The following is a 15062-nucleotide window of genomic DNA, read 5'->3' as shown; positions in this document are numbered from 1 at the left end:
TAATCATCGGATTTATTTCAGGAAATTAATCCACATTTCCTGGATTTAATTGGCGCGCACCCGGGGGCGCAGGTCACTTGCCTGCGTCTTTGGGGAGCAATGTTACATGATCGCGCCGGCCCTGGCCTCTGCACTCGCCCTCGCCGCGCCCGAGGCGGCGGCAGGGATTTCCACTCAGCCCGCCGCCGTCGCGCCCGCCGCCGAGGGTGTGATCAGTTACCCCGCGGCCTTCTTCGCCGACAGCCAGGCGGCCAACGCCTGGGAGATGCTGCTGCGGCTGCCCGGCTTCACGCTCGACACCGGGGACAAGATCCGCGGCTTCGAGGGCGGCGGCGGCAACGCCCTGATCGACGGCCAGCGCCCGACCAGCAAGACCGACCCGCTGGACGAACTGCTGCGCCGGGTGCCGGTCGCGCAGATCGAGCGTATCGACCTGATCCGCGGCGGCGCGCCCGGCATCGACATGCAGGGCCGCACGGTGATCGCCAACGTGATCCGCAAGCCCGGCGGCGGCCTGCAGGGCCTGGTCGCCGTCGCCAACAACCACATCTATGACGGCCGCAACCTGCACGGATTCCGGCTGGAGCTGTCCGGCGGCCGCGAGGGCCGCAACTGGGAAGGCTCGGCCCGCTACGGCTTCGGCGCCGACGACGGCGGCGACTTCGGCCCCGGCGTGGTCCTCGGTCCCGATGGTCAGCCGCTCCGCGTCAGCCAGATCGATTCGACCGGCGGCATCGGCAACCAGACCCTGACCGGCGCCTACGAGCAGCCGGTGCTGGGCGGCAAGTTCCGCATCAACGGGCGGCTGTTCTGGGAGAAGTACAAGTTCAAGGAGGACAACCTCATCGTCCTGCCCGAGGCGGGCCTGGCGACGACCGACGATATCAACCACACCGATGAGACCGAGCTCGGCCTGCGCTTCACGCGCGACCTCGGCTCGCGCGCGACGCTGGACCTGATCGGCCTGCGGCAGACGCGCGACCGCGACATCTCCTCGGTCTATGCCGAGGCGCTCGAAGAGGACCGCTTCAACCTGCAGCGTGAAGGCAGCGAGACCATCGGGCGGGGCGTGCTGTCCTATCGGTCCAGCGAGACCCTCTCGTTCGAGGCCGGCGGCGAAGGCGCGTTCAACAAGCTCCAAAGCGACACCCGCCTGACCGTGAGCGGCACGCCGATCCCGCTGCCCGCCGCCAACGTGGTCGTCGAAGAGACCCGCGGCGAGGTGTTCGCCAAGAGCGTCTGGCGGCCCAGCAGCAAATGGACGCTCGAGGGTGGCCTGCGCTACGAGGCCTCGTCGATCTCCTCGTCCGGCGACGTGGCGCTGGAAAAGAGCCTGAACTTCCTGAAGCCGCGGCTTGCGGCGACCTGGGCGCCGACCGAGGCGACGCAGGTGCGCCTGCGCTTCGAGCGCGTGGTCGGGCAGTTGTCGTTCGACGACTTCGTGGCCGATTCGTCGCTGAACACGGGCGTGGTGACCGCCGGCAATCCCGACCTCAACCCCGAACAGGCCTGGGTCAGCGAGGTCGCAGTCGAACAGCGGTTCTGGAAGGAAGGCGTGGTCGGCGTGACGTTGCGCCGCTCGGCCCTGACCGACGTGATCGACCGGGCCCCGATCATCACCGAGTTCGCGATCTTCGACTCGCCGGCCAACATCGGCGACGGGACCAAGGACGAGCTGGTGCTGAACCTGACCGCGCCGCTGGGCCGCTTCGGCCTGACCGGCGCCCAGTTGAAGGGCGAGGCGACCTGGCGGCGGTCGGACGTCACCGACCCGACCACCGGCGAGAGCCGCGAGATCTCCAAGCTGCGCCCGGTGGAGTGGGAGGCGACCTTCTCTCAGGATCTGCCGCAGTGGCGCACGACCTGGGGCGTCGACGTCTATGGCGGCTGGCGCGAGACCAGCTATCGGTTCAACGAGGTCTCGACCTTCAAGCTGGGGACCTTCGTGCGGCCCTTCGCCGAGTGGCGGGTGCGGCCGGACATCATCGTCCGCTTCGAACTGCCCAACATCACCGAACGGGGCCTGCGCCGCACACGCACAGTCTATGACGGCCCGCGCGGATCGAGCCAGGTGCTGTTCACCGACGACCGCAAGCTGGAGTTCGGGCGGATGTACTACGTCCGCATCCGCAAGACGTTCGGCGCCTGACGCAGTTCCAACGAAGAAGGGCCGGACGCATCGCTGCGTCCGGCCCTTTTGTCATGCCTCAGACAGGCCGCATCAGCTCTCGCGGTCGGCCCGGATGGCGGCCGGGTTCACGGCTTGGCGTTCACCGTCCAGCACCGGGGCGATCGGCTCGGGCTGGGCGTGGCCCGGGCCGTTGGCGCCGTGGGCCCAGTGCTTGATGAAGAAGCTCAGCGCCACGAACACCAGGCCGACGGCGACGCCGGCCCAGCCGAGCTTGTTGAAACCATCCATCGAGGTGGCCAGCGCCGCGGCCGGATCCAGCACCTGGCCGCCGACCGTTTCGGTTCCCATCGCCCCGGCGATGATGCCGCCGACGTACTGGGCGATCGACGAGGATAGGAACCACACGGCCATCATGAACGACACCACCGAGGCCACTGAAAGCTTGGTGATCTCGGACAGGCCGACCGGCGAGAGGAAGAGTTCGCCCGTGGTGTGCAGCATGTAGAGCAGCGCCAGCATGATCAGCGGCAGGCGATAGTTGTCGTCGGCCAGGCCCTGGGCCCAGACCACCACCAGGAAGCCGAGGCCGACCTGCAGCAGGCCGAAGCCGAACTTCAGCGTCGGGTTCGGATCGCGGCCGCGCGCGCCCAGCCAGGCCCACATCGCCGCGAAGATCGGCGCGAAGATCAGGATGAAGCCGGCGTTGAACGACTGGGTCTGGGCCGCGGAGATGCCCATCAGATCGACGTTGCGGGCAGCGAACAGGTTGAGCGAGGTGCCTGCCTGTTCGAACAGGGTGAAGAACACGACCGAGCCGAAGATCAGCACCAGCGCCAGCAGCATCCGCTCGCGCTCGATCTTGTCGCACTTCACCGTCAGGAAGTAGCCGATGAACAGCAGGGCCAGGACGGTGGAGATCCCAAGCGCCCAGCCGACCAGCTGGTTGCTCTGCACCAGCAGCCAGATCGGTGCTACGCCGAGGATGGCGAGGATGTAGATCAGCCATTCGCGGTTGATCGGGCCGGCGACCGGCGCCTTCAGCAGTTCGAGATTCGGCGGCTCGCCCTTGCCTTGCAGCAGCGGCTTGCCGAACACGAAGACCACCCAGCCCAGGGCCATGCCGACGCCGGCGAGGCCGAAGCCCGCCCACCAGCCGACCGTCTGCCCGAGCAGGCCGCAGAGCACCGAGGCCCAGAAGGCCCCAAGATTGATGCCGTAGTAGTAGAGGGTGAAGCCGGAATCCCGACGCGGGTCGCCCTGCGGATAGAGCTGGCCGACGATGGTGGAGATGTTCGGCTTCAGGAAACCGACGCCCATGATGATCAGCGAAACCGCCAGGTAGAACGCGTTCTTGCCGAGCGGATCGACCTGCTTCTCCATGGTGTAGCTGTCCTTGGCCAGGACGGCCGGCAGCGGGCCGCCGGCCTGCAGGCCCTTGATCTCCAGGCCGCCGCCCTCGGCGGGACCGAAATCATAGGCCTTGTCGCCGACCATCAGCTTGACGGTGCGCGATTCCATCCGGCCTTCGGCGACGACCTCGTACTTCTGGCCGCCATAGACGAGCTGCTGGGTCGCGGGCTTGCCCTCGACCGCCATGGTCAGGTGGCCGGCGACCAGCAGCAGGGCGCCGAAGGCCACCGCCTTGCGGGTGCCGAGATAGCGGTCGGCGAGCAGGCCGCCGATCAGCGGCAGCAGGTAGACCAGGCTAGTGTAGGAGCCGTATTGCGCGCCGGCGGTGGCGTCGTCGAACAGCAGGTGCTGGGTCAGGAAGAAGATCAGGATGCCGCGCATCCCGTAGTAGGAGAACCGCTCCCACATCTCGGCGAAGAACAGGATGATCAGCCCTCGCGGATGCTGCTTGAGCAACTGCATGAGGACGGGGATCCCGGTCGCCAACGTAATGACGATCCCCAAAAGGATTACGATGTTCATGAGGGCGGTATTCCGATTCCTTGGACTGCCGGCTCTTCAGAGGGTCGTTTTCGCCCCCGTCGGGCTAATTTGGCGGGAGAAGATCACGCGGCCGGGCCGAGCACAAGCAATCGGGCGCCTGAAGCTTGGCAATGAGGGAGCCTGTCCCCCACCTTGAGCGTTGCATCTGCACGAAGGAGGAGCGTCCCCATGCTGACCCCCGGCCCCGACCATCCGATCGACATCACCCCGGCCAAGACCCGCTGGCGCGCCATGTACGGCGAGCACGTGATCGCCGACAGCGGCGATGTCCTGATCCTCACCGAGGCGAGCTATGCGCCGGTCGCGTACTTCCCGCGGGCCGACGTGTCGATGGAGTACTTCTCGCGCAGCGAGCGCCAAACCCATTGTCCGTACAAGGGCGACGCGGCCTACTACACGATCCTGATGGACGGCCGGTTCGCCGAGAACGCGGTCTGGACCTACGAGGAGCCCTACCCGGCGATGGACGCGATCCGCGGCCGGCTGGCCTTCTATCCGGACAAGGTCGAGGTCTACGCGGTCGAGGACATGCTCGTCGATCCAAAGCACCCGCATGCGGCGGTCGACCAAATCGTGCAACACACCGACAGCGGCGCCGGCGCCAGCCAGCGCGACCATTGGCCGCCGAACGTCACCTCGCCGCCCCCCGAAAGCTAGGCGCCGTCAGGCGCGCGGCCCGGGCCATTCCGGGCGCGCGTCTGGATCCTCCAGCGTCATGCCGACGCCCTCTGTGGCGCGCACCGGGACGGCGGCCCAATCGAAGCCGTCCAGGCAGAAGACGTTGACTCCGAAGTGGTCGGGCGCGGCCCGCTTGCGATGGAAGGTGTAGATTCCGCATCGGTTGCAGAAGTAGTGCCGCGCGATCCCGGTGTTCCAGCGATAGAGCGAGAGCGCGTCCTCGCCCGCGGTGACGATCAGGGCGCTCTCGTGCACCTTGGCCATCACAGCGTTCTTCTTCACACACAGCGAGCAGTCGCATGTGGTGAGTTCGGTGATCTCCGCCTCGACCTGGAAGCGCACGGCTCCGCAGTGGCACGAGCCGGCCAGCATGGTCAGTAGGCGAAGTCTTCGAACACCCGGCGCACGTCGCCCTTCCAGGGGCCGTGGTAGAGTTCGAGAAGGCGTTCGGCCGGGGTGATCCCGCTGTCGGCGATGTCCTCGAGCTCGGCCAGGTAGCCGCTCTCGTCGACCATGCCGGCGCTGAGCCGGTTGCGGTTCTTCAGACCCTGCTTGGCGATGGCGACCATGTCTTTGGCCACATCCTGGACGCTGCGGCCGTTGACCTGCGCCTTGAGGCCCAGGCGGGCGACGTCGGCGCGCAGGCGCTCGTGGTCCTCGACCTGCCAGTCCTTGCAGAGGTCCCAGGCGGCGGCGAGCGCGGCTTGGTCGTAGAAAATCCCAGCCCACAGCGCCGGCAGGGCGCAGAGGCGGCTCCAGGGCCCGGAATCTGCGCCGCGCATCTCCAGGTACTGCTTGAGGCGCACTTCGGGGAAGGCGGTGGTGGTGTGGTCGGCCCAGTCCTTGAGGCTGGGGCGGTCGCCGGGCAGTTCGGCCAGTTCGCCGGCCATGAACTTGCGGAACGACTTGCCGGCGAGGTCGACGTACTTGCCGTCGCGCTTGGCGAAGTACATCGGCACGTCGAGGGCGTAGTTGGCGTAGGTCTCGTAGCCGAAACCGTCGGCGAACACGAAGTCCAGCATGCCGGTGCGGTCGGGATCGGTGTCGGTCCAGACATTGGCGCGGGCCGACAGGAAGCCCGAGGGCTTGCCTTCGATGAACGGCGAATTGGCGAACAGTGCAGTGGCGATCGGCTGCAGGGCCAGGCTGGTGCGGAACTTTGCCACCATGTCGGCTTCCGAGCCGAAGTCGAGATTGGCCTGGACCGTACAGGTGCGGAACATCATGTCGAGGCCGAGCTTGCCGACCTTGGGCATGTACTCGCGCATGATCTTGTAGCGGCCCTTGGGCATCACCGGGATCTCGTCCCGCCGCCAGAGCGGCGTGAAGCCGAGGCCGAGGAAGCCAAGACCGAGTTCGTCGGCGACGGTCTTCACCTCAGTGAGGTGCTGGCCGGTCTCCTCGCAGATCTCGTGCATGGTCTCCAGCGGCGCGCCGGAGAGTTCGAACTGGCCGCCGGGCTCGAGGCTGACATTGGCCATGCCGCGTTCCAGGGCGATGATGTTGTCGCCCTCGTAGACGCCCTTCCAGCCGAATCGCGTCAGGCCGTTGAGCAGGGCCTGGATGCCGGCCGGGCCGTCATACGGAATCGGCTCGGCGGTCCCGAGGCGGAACACGAACTTCTCGTGCTCAGCGCCCACGCGCCAAGCACTGGCGGGCTTTTCCCCGGCCTCGAACCAGCGGACCAGGTCCTCCAGCGTGAGGGGTCGCTCGTCGGTCACGACGTCGGCCATCTCGTTCTCCCCAGCCCAATCCAGCCAAAAGCGGCGCGATCTTTACGCCGCTCAGACAGGTGGGCGCAATTCAGGAAACCTCAAGGCGCCTCAGGAAACCTCATGGCTCCGCCAGTCGCCCTGAGCGGCCTGCCAGAGGGTAAGGGCGCTGATGGCGGCGGTATCGGCCCGCAGAATCCGCGGCCCCAGGGTAGCGGGCGTGGCGTAGGGAAGGTTCCGCAAGGCCTCGCGTTCGCTGGCCGAGAAGCCGCCCTCAGGGCCGATCAGGATGGACCAGGGCGCTGGCGCCGCACCTTCCAGGGCCTGCAACACCGGCCGCGCATCCCCCGCTTCGTCGCAGAACAACAGCCGGCGCGGGGCCTCCCAGCCCTCGATCAGCTTGGCCAGCTTCACCGGCTCGAAAATCTCCGGCACGTCGAGGCGGCCGGTTTGTTCCGCGGCTTCGGCGGCGATGGCCGCCAGGCGGTCGACGCGGGTGCGCTCTGCGTTGGTCCGCTCGGTGATCACCAACCGCACGCGGCGTGCGCCGAGTTCGGCCGCCTTCTCGACGATGGTCTCGACCCGCGAGCGTTTGACCAGGGCGATCACCAGGTCGAGGTCCGGACCGAACGCTTGGCGCCGTTCCAACGCCTTGGGCCGAAGGATGACTCCGCGCTTGCCGGACACCTCGATCGCCGCGCGCCACTCCCCGTCCCGGCCGTTGAAGACCAGCACCTCGTCGCCGACCGCCCGGCGCATAACCGAGGTCAGATAGTGACTCTGGCCATGGTCGAGCCCGAGGGCGACGTCCTGGGAAAGGTCGGCGGCGACGTGAAGACGGATCATGCACGAGGTTCTAGCCCTGGGCGGCGGTTCAGGACTAGGCTTCGATCCATGGCGAAGTCAGACAACGGCGACGACGCGTACGAGGCCGAGCTCGCGGAGCTGCAGCTGGCCCTGGTGCGCTACCAGCAGCACGCGATGAAAGCGGGCGACAAGGTGCTGGTGATCTTCGAAGGCCGCGACGCGGCCGGCAAGGACGGCGCGATCAGCCGGATCACCGAGCACATGTCGATCCGCGCCACGCGGGTGGTGGCCCTGCCCAAGCCCACCGAGCTGGAATCCAGCCAGTGGTACTTCCAGCGCTATGTCCCGCACCTGCCGTCGGCCGGCCAGGTCGTGATCTTCAACCGCTCCTGGTACAACCGCGCCGGGGTCGAGCGGGTGATGGGGTTCTCGAGTCAAAAGGACCAGGAGATCTTTCTGCGCGACGTCCCGCACTTCGAGGAAATGCAGATCGAGAGCGGTCTGAAGCTGGTGAAGATCTGGCTCGATATCAGCCGGAAAGAGCAGGGAGAGCGGCTGAAGGAGCGGCGTGAAAATCCGCTCAAGGCGTTGAAGACCAGCCCTCTGGACGATGTAGCCCAGGAAAAATGGGCCGACTACAGCGCCGCGCGCGACGAGATGCTGACCCGCACCCATCAGACCTTGTCGCCCTGGACCTGCGTGGTCACCGACGAGAAAAAAGTCGCGCGCATTAACGTCATGCGCCACCTGATCAAGACCATCGCACCGCAGGAGATCGCCGACGGCGTTGACGCTCCCGACAGCCAGGTGCTGTTCCCGTTCGAGATCGGCGCCATCGCCGAAGGCCGCCTGAACAAGTAACCACGCGTGCCAGGAGTGGAGGAGATCTCGGCCCGCGAGGCTCGGCGCATCGCGCTGGCCGCGCAGGGCTTCGCCGAGCGGCGGCCGGCCGCCCCCGGCAAGCGCCACCTGCTGAAGACTATCGAGCGGCTGGGGGTCGTGCAGATCGACTCGGTCAACGTGGTGTCGCGCACCCACTATCTGCCGATGTTCTCGCGGCTCGGCGCCTATCCGCGGCCGCTGCTGGAGGAGATCGCCTGGGGCAAGCGCCCGGCCCTGGTCGAGTACTGGGCGCACGAGGCCTCGCTGCTGCCCGCCGCGACCCACCGGCTGCTGCGCTGGCGGATGGACGACGCCCGCGCCGGGGTCGGCACCTGGAAGGGCATCGCCCGGTTCCTGCGCAGCCACGGCGACTTCATCGACAAGTGCCTGGACGAGATCGCCGCCCGCGGGCCGATTCCGGCCTCCGAGCTCAGCCTGGGCGCCAAGGGCGCCGGCAGCTGGTGGGGCTGGAGCGAGGGCAAGCGGGCGCTGGAATCCTTGTTCTGGGTCGGCGACCTGACCACCGCCACCCGGCGCGGGACCTTCGAACGGGTCTACGGCCTGCCCGAGAGAGTGCTGCCCAAGGCCGCCCTCGAAGAGCCGCCGCCCCGCGAGGAAGCGCAGCGCGAATTGCTGCGGATCGCCGCGCGGGCCCAGGGCGTGGCCACGGAACGGGACCTGCGCGACTACTTCCGCATGGGCGTGGCCGAGACCAGGGCGCGTTTGGCCGAACTGGTCGAGGCCGGCGACCTGACACCGGTGAAGGTCAAGGGCTGGGAGAACGGGGCCTATCTCCACCGCGATGCGAGACGCCCGCGCAAGGTCACCGCCAACGCCCTGCTCTCGCCGTTCGACAACCTGATCTGGTTCCGCGAGCGGACTGAGCGGCTGTTCGGGACCCGGGTGCGGCTGGAGATCTACACCCCGGCCCACAAGCGGGTGCACGGCTACTACGTGTTGCCGTTCCTGCAGGGCGAGGCGATCACTGCCCGGGTCGACCTGAAGGCCGAGCGCAAAAAGGGGCTGTTGATGGTCCAGGCCGCCCATGCCGAGCCCGCCGCGAACGGCGAGACGCCGGCCTTGCTGGCCGCCGAGCTGAAGCTCATGGCCGGTTGGCTGGGCCTCGACCGGGTCGAGGTCGCGCCGAAGGGCGACCTTGCGGCGCGGCTGGCGGGCGCGCTCAGCTAGCCTTCGGCGTCATCACCAACCAGGGGGTCGCCTGGAGGCGGAACTCCCAGACCGCCAGCAGTTGGTCCAGGTGGCTTGCGCCCTTGAGAAAGTCGGGCAGCGGCAGGGTCTTGGGGTGCGGATCGAGGCGGACGATGTCGTGCGTCGGGCCGAACCGCTCGACCAGGCGATCCAACACGCCCCGCCGATAGACGTCGTGAGTCTCGACGATCAGATCCATGCCGGCCAGGGCCGGCGACAGGTCAGGACGCAGCAGGTCATCCTCGGCCCCCTCGATGTCGACCAGCACCAGGCAGCGGCGATCCTTGAACGCCTCGAAACCGTCGGGCTCGAAGCGTTCGCCGATGACGACCCGGTCCGTCACGCCGTTCTTGGCGGCGAGTTCAGCGCAGGCCAGACGCGCCTTGTCCTGGATGTCGAAGGCGTGGACCGTGACGCCCGGCATCAACCGCGCCAGGCCGACCGCGTAGTAGCCCTCAGCGCAGCCGACATCGATCACGCAGTCCAGCGGCTTGGCCGCAAAGGTCGCGAGATAGGGGTGCAGTTCCGATTCGTAGGTCCCGATCAGCCGCGGGGTCAGGGCCCCCTCAGTCGCCGAGGTGACGTATTCCATGCCGGCGAAGGGCCCCTGCATGATCCTCGCGCCATAGTGACGGACATAGGCGTCGGCGATCGCGCGCGAGCGCCAGATCGCCAGCACCCGCAGGGCGACATTCAGTTCACGCGGATTGGCTAGCGACGGCTCGCGCGCCAGACGGTCACGCAACCACTGAACCACCTGCTCGACGTAGGTCATGCGTCTCCCCCAGGACCGCTCGGGTCCTGGGGGTCATTTAGCACGGGCGGCCATGCCCGTGTCAGCCGTCAGACGGCGCCTTCGCTCACCGCATGCAGGCGGGCATAGGCGCCGCCCTGCTTCACCAGGTCGGCGTGGCGCCCCTCCTCGACGATATGGCCCTGGTCGAAGACCAGGATCCGGTCGGCGTTGCGCACGGTCGAGAGGCGGTGGGCGATGACGATGGTTGTGCGCCCGACCATCAGCTCCTCCATCGCCGCCTGCACGTCGCGCTCGGTCTCCACGTCGAGCGACGAGGTGGCCTCGTCGAAGACCAGGATCGGCGCGTCGGCCAGGAAGGCCCGAGCGATCGCCACGCGCTGGCGCTCGCCGCCCGACAGCTTCACCCCGCGCTCGCCCACCAGGGTCTGGTAGCCCAGGGGCAGCCGCATGATGAACTCATGCGCCCGGGCGCGGCGCGCGGCGAGCGCCACCTCGTCGGCCGTGGCCTCGGGGCGGGCATAGGCGATGTTGTCGGCGATGGTCCGGTGGAACAGCGCCGGGTCCTGCGGCACCACGGCGATGGCGCGGCGCAGCGAGCCCTGCTGCACCCGGGCGATGTCCTGACCGTCGATCAGGATCCTGCCCTCGTCGAGATCGTAGAGCCGTTGGACCAGCTTGACGAAGCTCGACTTGCCCGACCCGGTCGGGCCGACCAGGGCGACGCGTTCCCCCGGACGGATGGTCAGGGAGAAATTCCGGAACAGCGGCTCGTTCACCGACTTGTAGCGGAACGTGGCGTTCTCGAAGACCACCTCACCCAGTTGCCCGGCGAGGGGCGCGGCGTCAGGCGCATCGGCCACTTGGGGCGCCATCTCGGCGAAGCGGGCCACGTCCTCGACGTCGTCGAGCCCCTTCTGCAGCATGCGGACGTTCTCGCCGATGTTGCGCAGGTAGCCGCTCATCACCAGGAAGGCGGTGATGCCGAAGGCGACGTCGCCGGGGGTCGCCTTGCCTTGGGACCAGAGCAGCAGCAGCAGGCCCGTCAGCCCACCCTGCAGCACCGCCAGCAACATGTTCTGGATCAGCCAGAGATCTGTGAAGCGGTTCCAGGTGCGCACCACCGCGCCGCGCCAGGTCTCGGTGATCTCGCCGATGCGGGCGCTTTCGCGGGCCTCGGCGCCGAAGCTGCGGACGGTGGCGTTTCCGGTGACGGAGTCGGCCAGCGCGCCGCCGATCCGGGAGTCCAGGGCCACCGAACGCTGGTTCAGCGGACGGCCGTACTTGGCCGTCAGGATCACGTTGGAGGCGATGTAGAGCGCGACGATGGCGAGAGAGAAGAGCCCCACCATCGGCCAGCGGACGATCATCATCACCGAGAGGCCGATGAGCACCAGCAGGGCTGGGCCGATCCACATGACGATGGCGTCGGAGACCAGATCGTAGCCCCACATCGCCCGTGACAGCCGGCGCACCGTGGCGCCGGCGAAGGCGTCGGCGTGCCAGTCGGCCGAGAACGACTGCACCCGCGCGAAGCCCTCGTCGGTCAGGTCACGCATGTTCAGCGCGGCCAACGGGTTCCAGAACTTGTTGGCGATGTTCCGCACCACCGACAGCACCAGGTACAGCGCGACGAACACCGCCCAGGCGCCCCAGGCGACGTTCGCCGCCTGCGGTCCCTCGGCGACGGCGTCGACCAGCCGCCCCGCCGCCAGCGGGATGGCCATGTCGGCGGCGATGGAGAGCAGCGAGAAGAGGACCATGCCGCTCAGCAGGCCCGGGCGCCGCAGCCAGTAGCGCATGACGAAGCCGATGACCTTGCGGTTGGGCAGGGTCCGCTGCTTCTGGTCCTCGGCGTCTTCGTAGTGGTCGGTCACAGCTCGGTTCCTTCGGTCACGGCGTGCAGCCGCGCATAGGCGCCGCCCTTGTCGATCAGTTCGGCGTGGCGGCCCTCCTCGACGATCCGGCCGCGGTCGAAGACCAGGATCCGGTCGGCGCCGCGGATGGTCGACAACCGGTGGGCGATGACGATGGTCGTGCGCCCGACCATCAGTTCCTCCATCGCCGCCTGGACCAGGCGTTCGGTCTCCACGTCCAGCGACGAGGTCGCCTCGTCGAGGACCAGGATCGGCGCGTCGGCCAGGAAGGCGCGGGCGATGGCCACCCGCTGGCGCTCGCCGCCCGACAGCTTCACCCCGCGCTCGCCGACCGGCGTGTCGTAGCCGTTCGGCAGGCGGGCGATGAAGTCGTGGGCGCGGGCCCGCTTGGCGGCCAGTATCACCTCGTCCGCCGTCGCATCGGGTCTGGCGTAGGCGATGTTCTCGGCGATGCTGCGGTGGAACAGGGCCGGGTCCTGCGGCACCACGGCGATAGCGCGCCGCAGGCTGGTCTGGCCGACCTTGGAGATGTCCTGACCATCGATCAGGATCCGGCCGCTCTGTACGTCGTACAGACGCTGGATCAGCTTCACGAAGGTGGATTTGCCCGCCCCGGTCGGGCCGACCAGGGCGATGCGCTCGCCCGGCGCGACGATCAGGGTGAAGCCCTCGTAGAGCGGCCGCGGCTGGTTGGCGTAGCCGAAGGTGACCCGGTCGAAGATGACCTCGCCCAGGTCGCCGCGGAACGGCCGCGCCTGCGCGTGGTCGTTCAGTTGCGGCTCGGTGCGCATGTAGGTCGCCACGTCCAGCATGTCGTCCAGGCCCTTCTGGAGCATCTGGGTGATCTCGCTGAAGTTGCGCATGTAGCCGGCCATGACGATGAACGAGGTGATCGCGAAGGCCACGTCGCCCGGGGTCGCCTGACCTTGCGCCCAGGCGTGGACGAGGAACCCGGTGAGGCCGGCCTGCAGGATGATCAGCAGCAGGTTCTGGCCCAGGCCCACGACGTTGAAGCGGTCCCAGGTCTTGTTCACCGCCCAGCGCCAAGCGTCGGCGGTCTGGGCGAAACGGGCCTCCTCGCGCTCCTCGGCCCCGAAGCTCTTGACCGTCGGGTTGGCGCCGATGGCGTCGGCCAGGGCCGCGCCGATCTCGGAGTCGAGGGCGGTGGACCGCAGGTTGGCCGGGCGCACGAAACGCACCGACATCAGGATGTTGTAGGTCGCGAAGGCGACGATCACGACCGCGACGAACAGCCCCGCCAGCGGCCAGCGCAGGCCCAGCGAGATCGCCAGGCCGCCGAGCACCAGGACGGTGGGGAGCAGCATGGCGATCAGGGCGTCGGCAGCGCTGTCATAGCCCCACATGGCGCGGCTGACGCGCCGCACCGTGGCGCCGGCGAAGTTCGAGGCGTGCCAGTCCGAGGAGAAGGCCTGCACGCGGGCGAAGCCTTCCTTGACCATGCGCGACATGATCCGAGCGTAGAAGCCGTTCATCACCCGGAACATGCTGGTCCGGGACATGTAGAACACCAGATAGAGGCCCGAGAGCGAGGCCCAGGCGATCCAGGCCGCGTCGGTCACCTTGTCCGGGCTGGAGACGGCGTTGATCAGGCCGCGCGTCGCCCAGGGGATCGACAGGTCGCAGATCGTGGCGATCAGGCCAAAGCCGATGATCAGGGCGAACTTCTTCGGCTCGCGCATCCAGTGCCCGGCCATGAAGCCGAGCACCTGACGGTTGGTCAGGGTTCGGGGACGGTCGAGGTCGTCGTCGAGAATGTCGGTCATAACGCGTTTCGCAAATCGGCCCGGCAGCCGCCGGGGGTAAATTGAGACATCGAGGGTGGGCGCCGGGGCCCGTGGGGGAGCACGGACCCCAGCGCCGCTGCCGCGCCCCTAGACGGGTCGCCGGGCCTCGAAATTGAGTATGCGGCTCGACCGGCCGGGCGGCCGGCCGGGCTGGTGGTCGGCGCTTACGAGGATGTCCGTGAAGCCCGCCGCGGCGAGCGCCAGTTCGAACTCCTTCAAGCCCCAGAGCCGGAAGGCCATCACCTCCAGCTCGGTCTCGACCAGCCGGCCGTCGCGCCAGCGCTCGTAGCGGTCGTGGGTGACCCGACGCTGGCGTACGAGATCGATCTCCACGGCCCGGCCTTCGATCCGCAGAACGTCGCCCGAGGGCGTCGTCCAGGTGCGAATGTCCGGTTGCTCGCTCACCAGGTAGCCGAGCGGCATCAGGTCGATCAGCAGCCGCCCGCCGGGACGGAGGTGATCGAAGAACCGCTTCAGCACCGCCAGCGCCTCTGCGAAGTCGTCCAGCAGGGTGAAGGTCCCGACCGGCACGAGGATCGCCGCGAAGTCGTGCTCGTAGCCGAAGTCCTGGAACCGCGCCTGGCGGAGCGCGGGCGCAAGGCCTCGCGCGGCGCAGTGGCGGGCGCACGAGGCCAGCATGTCGGCGGAGCGGTCGAAGCCCTCCACCTCCAGTCCAGCCTCGAGCAGCGGGATCAGCAGGCGGCCGGTTCCGACCCCGGCCTCGAGGATCGGACCGTCGGTCCCCGCGAGCCGCTCCAGATAGAACGGCACGTCGGGCAGCGAGCCCGGCGGTTTGTCGAGGTCGTAGACCTCTGTGCAAATCGCCCCGTAGCGATTGGGATGGGGGGCGTTGGTCGGAACCGAAATGGGTTCTGCGATAGGCATGTCGTCGTCTTTCGAGACGGACGGATTTCGCGCGTTGCGATGGGGAAATCCGTGGAATCGGGGAGCGCCAGAGCTGCGCGAACGAACGCGCTTTCAGACTGGCGATGGAGGTGCAGATCAGCCCGCTGCCGGGGCCGGGCGCGACTTAGTCGCGGAACCGTCCTGCGAAGGCGATCACGGCGACAGACGGCATCTGCAGGCGATGATTTAGTGCTGCCACGATGATCACCTCCCTGTCAGATGGTTGCGGGGCCGGACGACGACGGGACGCAAACTGCGCGCATGGATTCGCCCTGTCAATCGCAATGACCGGCGTTATTTCACCCGCACCGCAGAGTTGCAGCGCAGGAGTGGCCGCAACGCCACAGG

General features: G+C 68.0%; 12 protein-coding genes. 4 read left to right on the top strand and 8 right to left on the bottom strand.

Annotation, left to right across the window (positions count from 1 at the left end):
* Nucleotides 1-106: 106 nt before the first annotated feature.
* The gene (locus O4N75_RS04945) at nt 107-2149 is read left to right on the top strand and encodes a TonB-dependent receptor (protein ID WP_269628248.1); all 2043 of its coding nucleotides are present in this window, start codon (nt 107-109) and stop codon (nt 2147-2149) included.
* 72 nt (nt 2150-2221) lie between these two features.
* Here the strand turns inward: O4N75_RS04945 and O4N75_RS04940 are convergent, their stop codons facing one another.
* The gene (locus O4N75_RS04940) at nt 2222-4063 is read right to left on the bottom strand and encodes a peptide MFS transporter (RefSeq protein ID WP_269628247.1); all 1842 of its coding nucleotides are present in this window, start codon (nt 4061-4063) and stop codon (nt 2222-2224) included.
* Nucleotides 4064-4252: 189 nt separating this feature from the next.
* Here O4N75_RS04940 and O4N75_RS04935 point away from each other — a divergent pair, with 189 nt between their 5' ends.
* On the top strand, nt 4253-4741 hold the full coding sequence (locus tag O4N75_RS04935) for a DUF427 domain-containing protein (protein WP_269628246.1): 489 nt from the start codon (nt 4253-4255) through the stop codon (nt 4739-4741).
* A 6-nt stretch (nt 4742-4747) separates the two neighbouring features.
* Here O4N75_RS04935 and O4N75_RS04930 read toward each other — a convergent pair whose 3' ends face one another.
* The 3 genes from O4N75_RS04930 to O4N75_RS04920 form a co-directional block, all read right to left on the bottom strand.
* A complete protein-coding gene (locus O4N75_RS04930; protein WP_269628245.1) occupies nt 4748-5134 on the bottom strand; it encodes a GFA family protein in 387 nt (128 codons plus the stop codon).
* Nucleotides 5135-5136: 2 nt separating this feature from the next.
* Nucleotides 5137-6495, bottom strand: a complete 1359-nt coding sequence (locus tag O4N75_RS04925) for a glutamate--cysteine ligase (protein WP_269628244.1) — start codon at nt 6493-6495, stop codon at nt 5137-5139.
* 90 nt (nt 6496-6585) lie between these two features.
* Nucleotides 6586-7320, bottom strand: coding sequence for a 16S rRNA (uracil(1498)-N(3))-methyltransferase (locus O4N75_RS04920; protein WP_269628243.1), 735 nt, complete (start codon nt 7318-7320; stop codon nt 6586-6588).
* A gap of 48 nt (nt 7321-7368) precedes the next feature.
* Between O4N75_RS04920 and ppk2 the strand changes: the two genes are divergently transcribed.
* Together ppk2 and O4N75_RS04910 are read left to right on the top strand one after the other, a co-directional pair.
* Nucleotides 7369-8142: a polyphosphate kinase 2 gene (gene ppk2 / locus O4N75_RS04915; RefSeq protein WP_269628242.1), complete on the top strand. Its 774-nt coding sequence runs from the start codon at nt 7369-7371 to the stop codon at nt 8140-8142.
* 6 nt (nt 8143-8148) lie between these two features.
* On the top strand, nt 8149-9351 hold the full coding sequence (locus O4N75_RS04910; protein WP_269628241.1) for a winged helix-turn-helix domain-containing protein: 1203 nt from the start codon (nt 8149-8151) through the stop codon (nt 9349-9351).
* On the opposite strand, the gene O4N75_RS04905 is transcribed toward O4N75_RS04910, so the two are convergent.
* From O4N75_RS04905 to O4N75_RS04890, 4 genes are all read right to left on the bottom strand, one after another.
* The gene (locus tag O4N75_RS04905) at nt 9344-10147 is read right to left on the bottom strand and encodes a hypothetical protein (RefSeq protein WP_269628240.1); all 804 of its coding nucleotides are present in this window, start codon (nt 10145-10147) and stop codon (nt 9344-9346) included. The two genes, O4N75_RS04910 and O4N75_RS04905, sit on opposite strands and share 8 nt — an antisense overlap.
* A 68-nt stretch (nt 10148-10215) precedes the next feature.
* The gene (locus O4N75_RS04900; protein ID WP_269628239.1) at nt 10216-12003 is read right to left on the bottom strand and encodes an ABC transporter ATP-binding protein; all 1788 of its coding nucleotides are present in this window, start codon (nt 12001-12003) and stop codon (nt 10216-10218) included.
* The gene (locus tag O4N75_RS04895) at nt 12000-13787 is read right to left on the bottom strand and encodes an ABC transporter ATP-binding protein (RefSeq protein ID WP_269628238.1); all 1788 of its coding nucleotides are present in this window, start codon (nt 13785-13787) and stop codon (nt 12000-12002) included. The genes O4N75_RS04900 and O4N75_RS04895 overlap by 4 nt, the downstream gene beginning before the upstream one ends.
* 108 nt (nt 13788-13895) lie before the next feature.
* Entirely contained in the window at nt 13896-14693 is a 798-nt protein-coding gene (locus O4N75_RS04890) for a class I SAM-dependent methyltransferase (RefSeq protein ID WP_269628237.1), read from the bottom strand.
* Nucleotides 14694-15062: the final 369 nt, after the last annotated feature.

Source organism: Phenylobacterium sp. NIBR 498073, assembly GCF_027286305.1.
Taxonomy (GTDB): domain Bacteria; phylum Pseudomonadota; class Alphaproteobacteria; order Caulobacterales; family Caulobacteraceae; genus Phenylobacterium.
The sequence above is the reverse complement of the archived record's forward strand: the minus strand, read 5'-3'. Positions and strand labels throughout refer to the sequence as shown.

Coding starts and splice junctions, on each gene's coding strand:
- O4N75_RS04940 (WP_269628247.1), bottom strand. CDS start 4,063: ATGAACATCGTAATCCTTTTGGGGATCGTCATTACGTTGGCGACCGGG.
- O4N75_RS04905 (WP_269628240.1), bottom strand. CDS start 10,147: ATGACCTACGTCGAGCAGGTGGTTCAGTGGTTGCGTGACCGTCTGGCG.
- O4N75_RS04930 (WP_269628245.1), bottom strand. CDS start 5,134: ATGCTGGCCGGCTCGTGCCACTGCGGAGCCGTGCGCTTCCAGGTCGAG.
- O4N75_RS04925 (WP_269628244.1), bottom strand. CDS start 6,495: ATGGCCGACGTCGTGACCGACGAGCGACCCCTCACGCTGGAGGACCTG.
- ppk2 (WP_269628242.1), top strand. CDS start 7,369: ATGGCGAAGTCAGACAACGGCGACGACGCGTACGAGGCCGAGCTCGCG.
- O4N75_RS04945 (WP_269628248.1), top strand. CDS start 107: ATGATCGCGCCGGCCCTGGCCTCTGCACTCGCCCTCGCCGCGCCCGAG.
- O4N75_RS04920 (WP_269628243.1), bottom strand. CDS start 7,320: ATGATCCGTCTTCACGTCGCCGCCGACCTTTCCCAGGACGTCGCCCTC.
- O4N75_RS04890 (WP_269628237.1), bottom strand. CDS start 14,693: ATGCCTATCGCAGAACCCATTTCGGTTCCGACCAACGCCCCCCATCCC.
- O4N75_RS04935 (WP_269628246.1), top strand. CDS start 4,253: ATGCTGACCCCCGGCCCCGACCATCCGATCGACATCACCCCGGCCAAG.
- O4N75_RS04895 (WP_269628238.1), bottom strand. CDS start 13,787: ATGACCGACATTCTCGACGACGACCTCGACCGTCCCCGAACCCTGACC.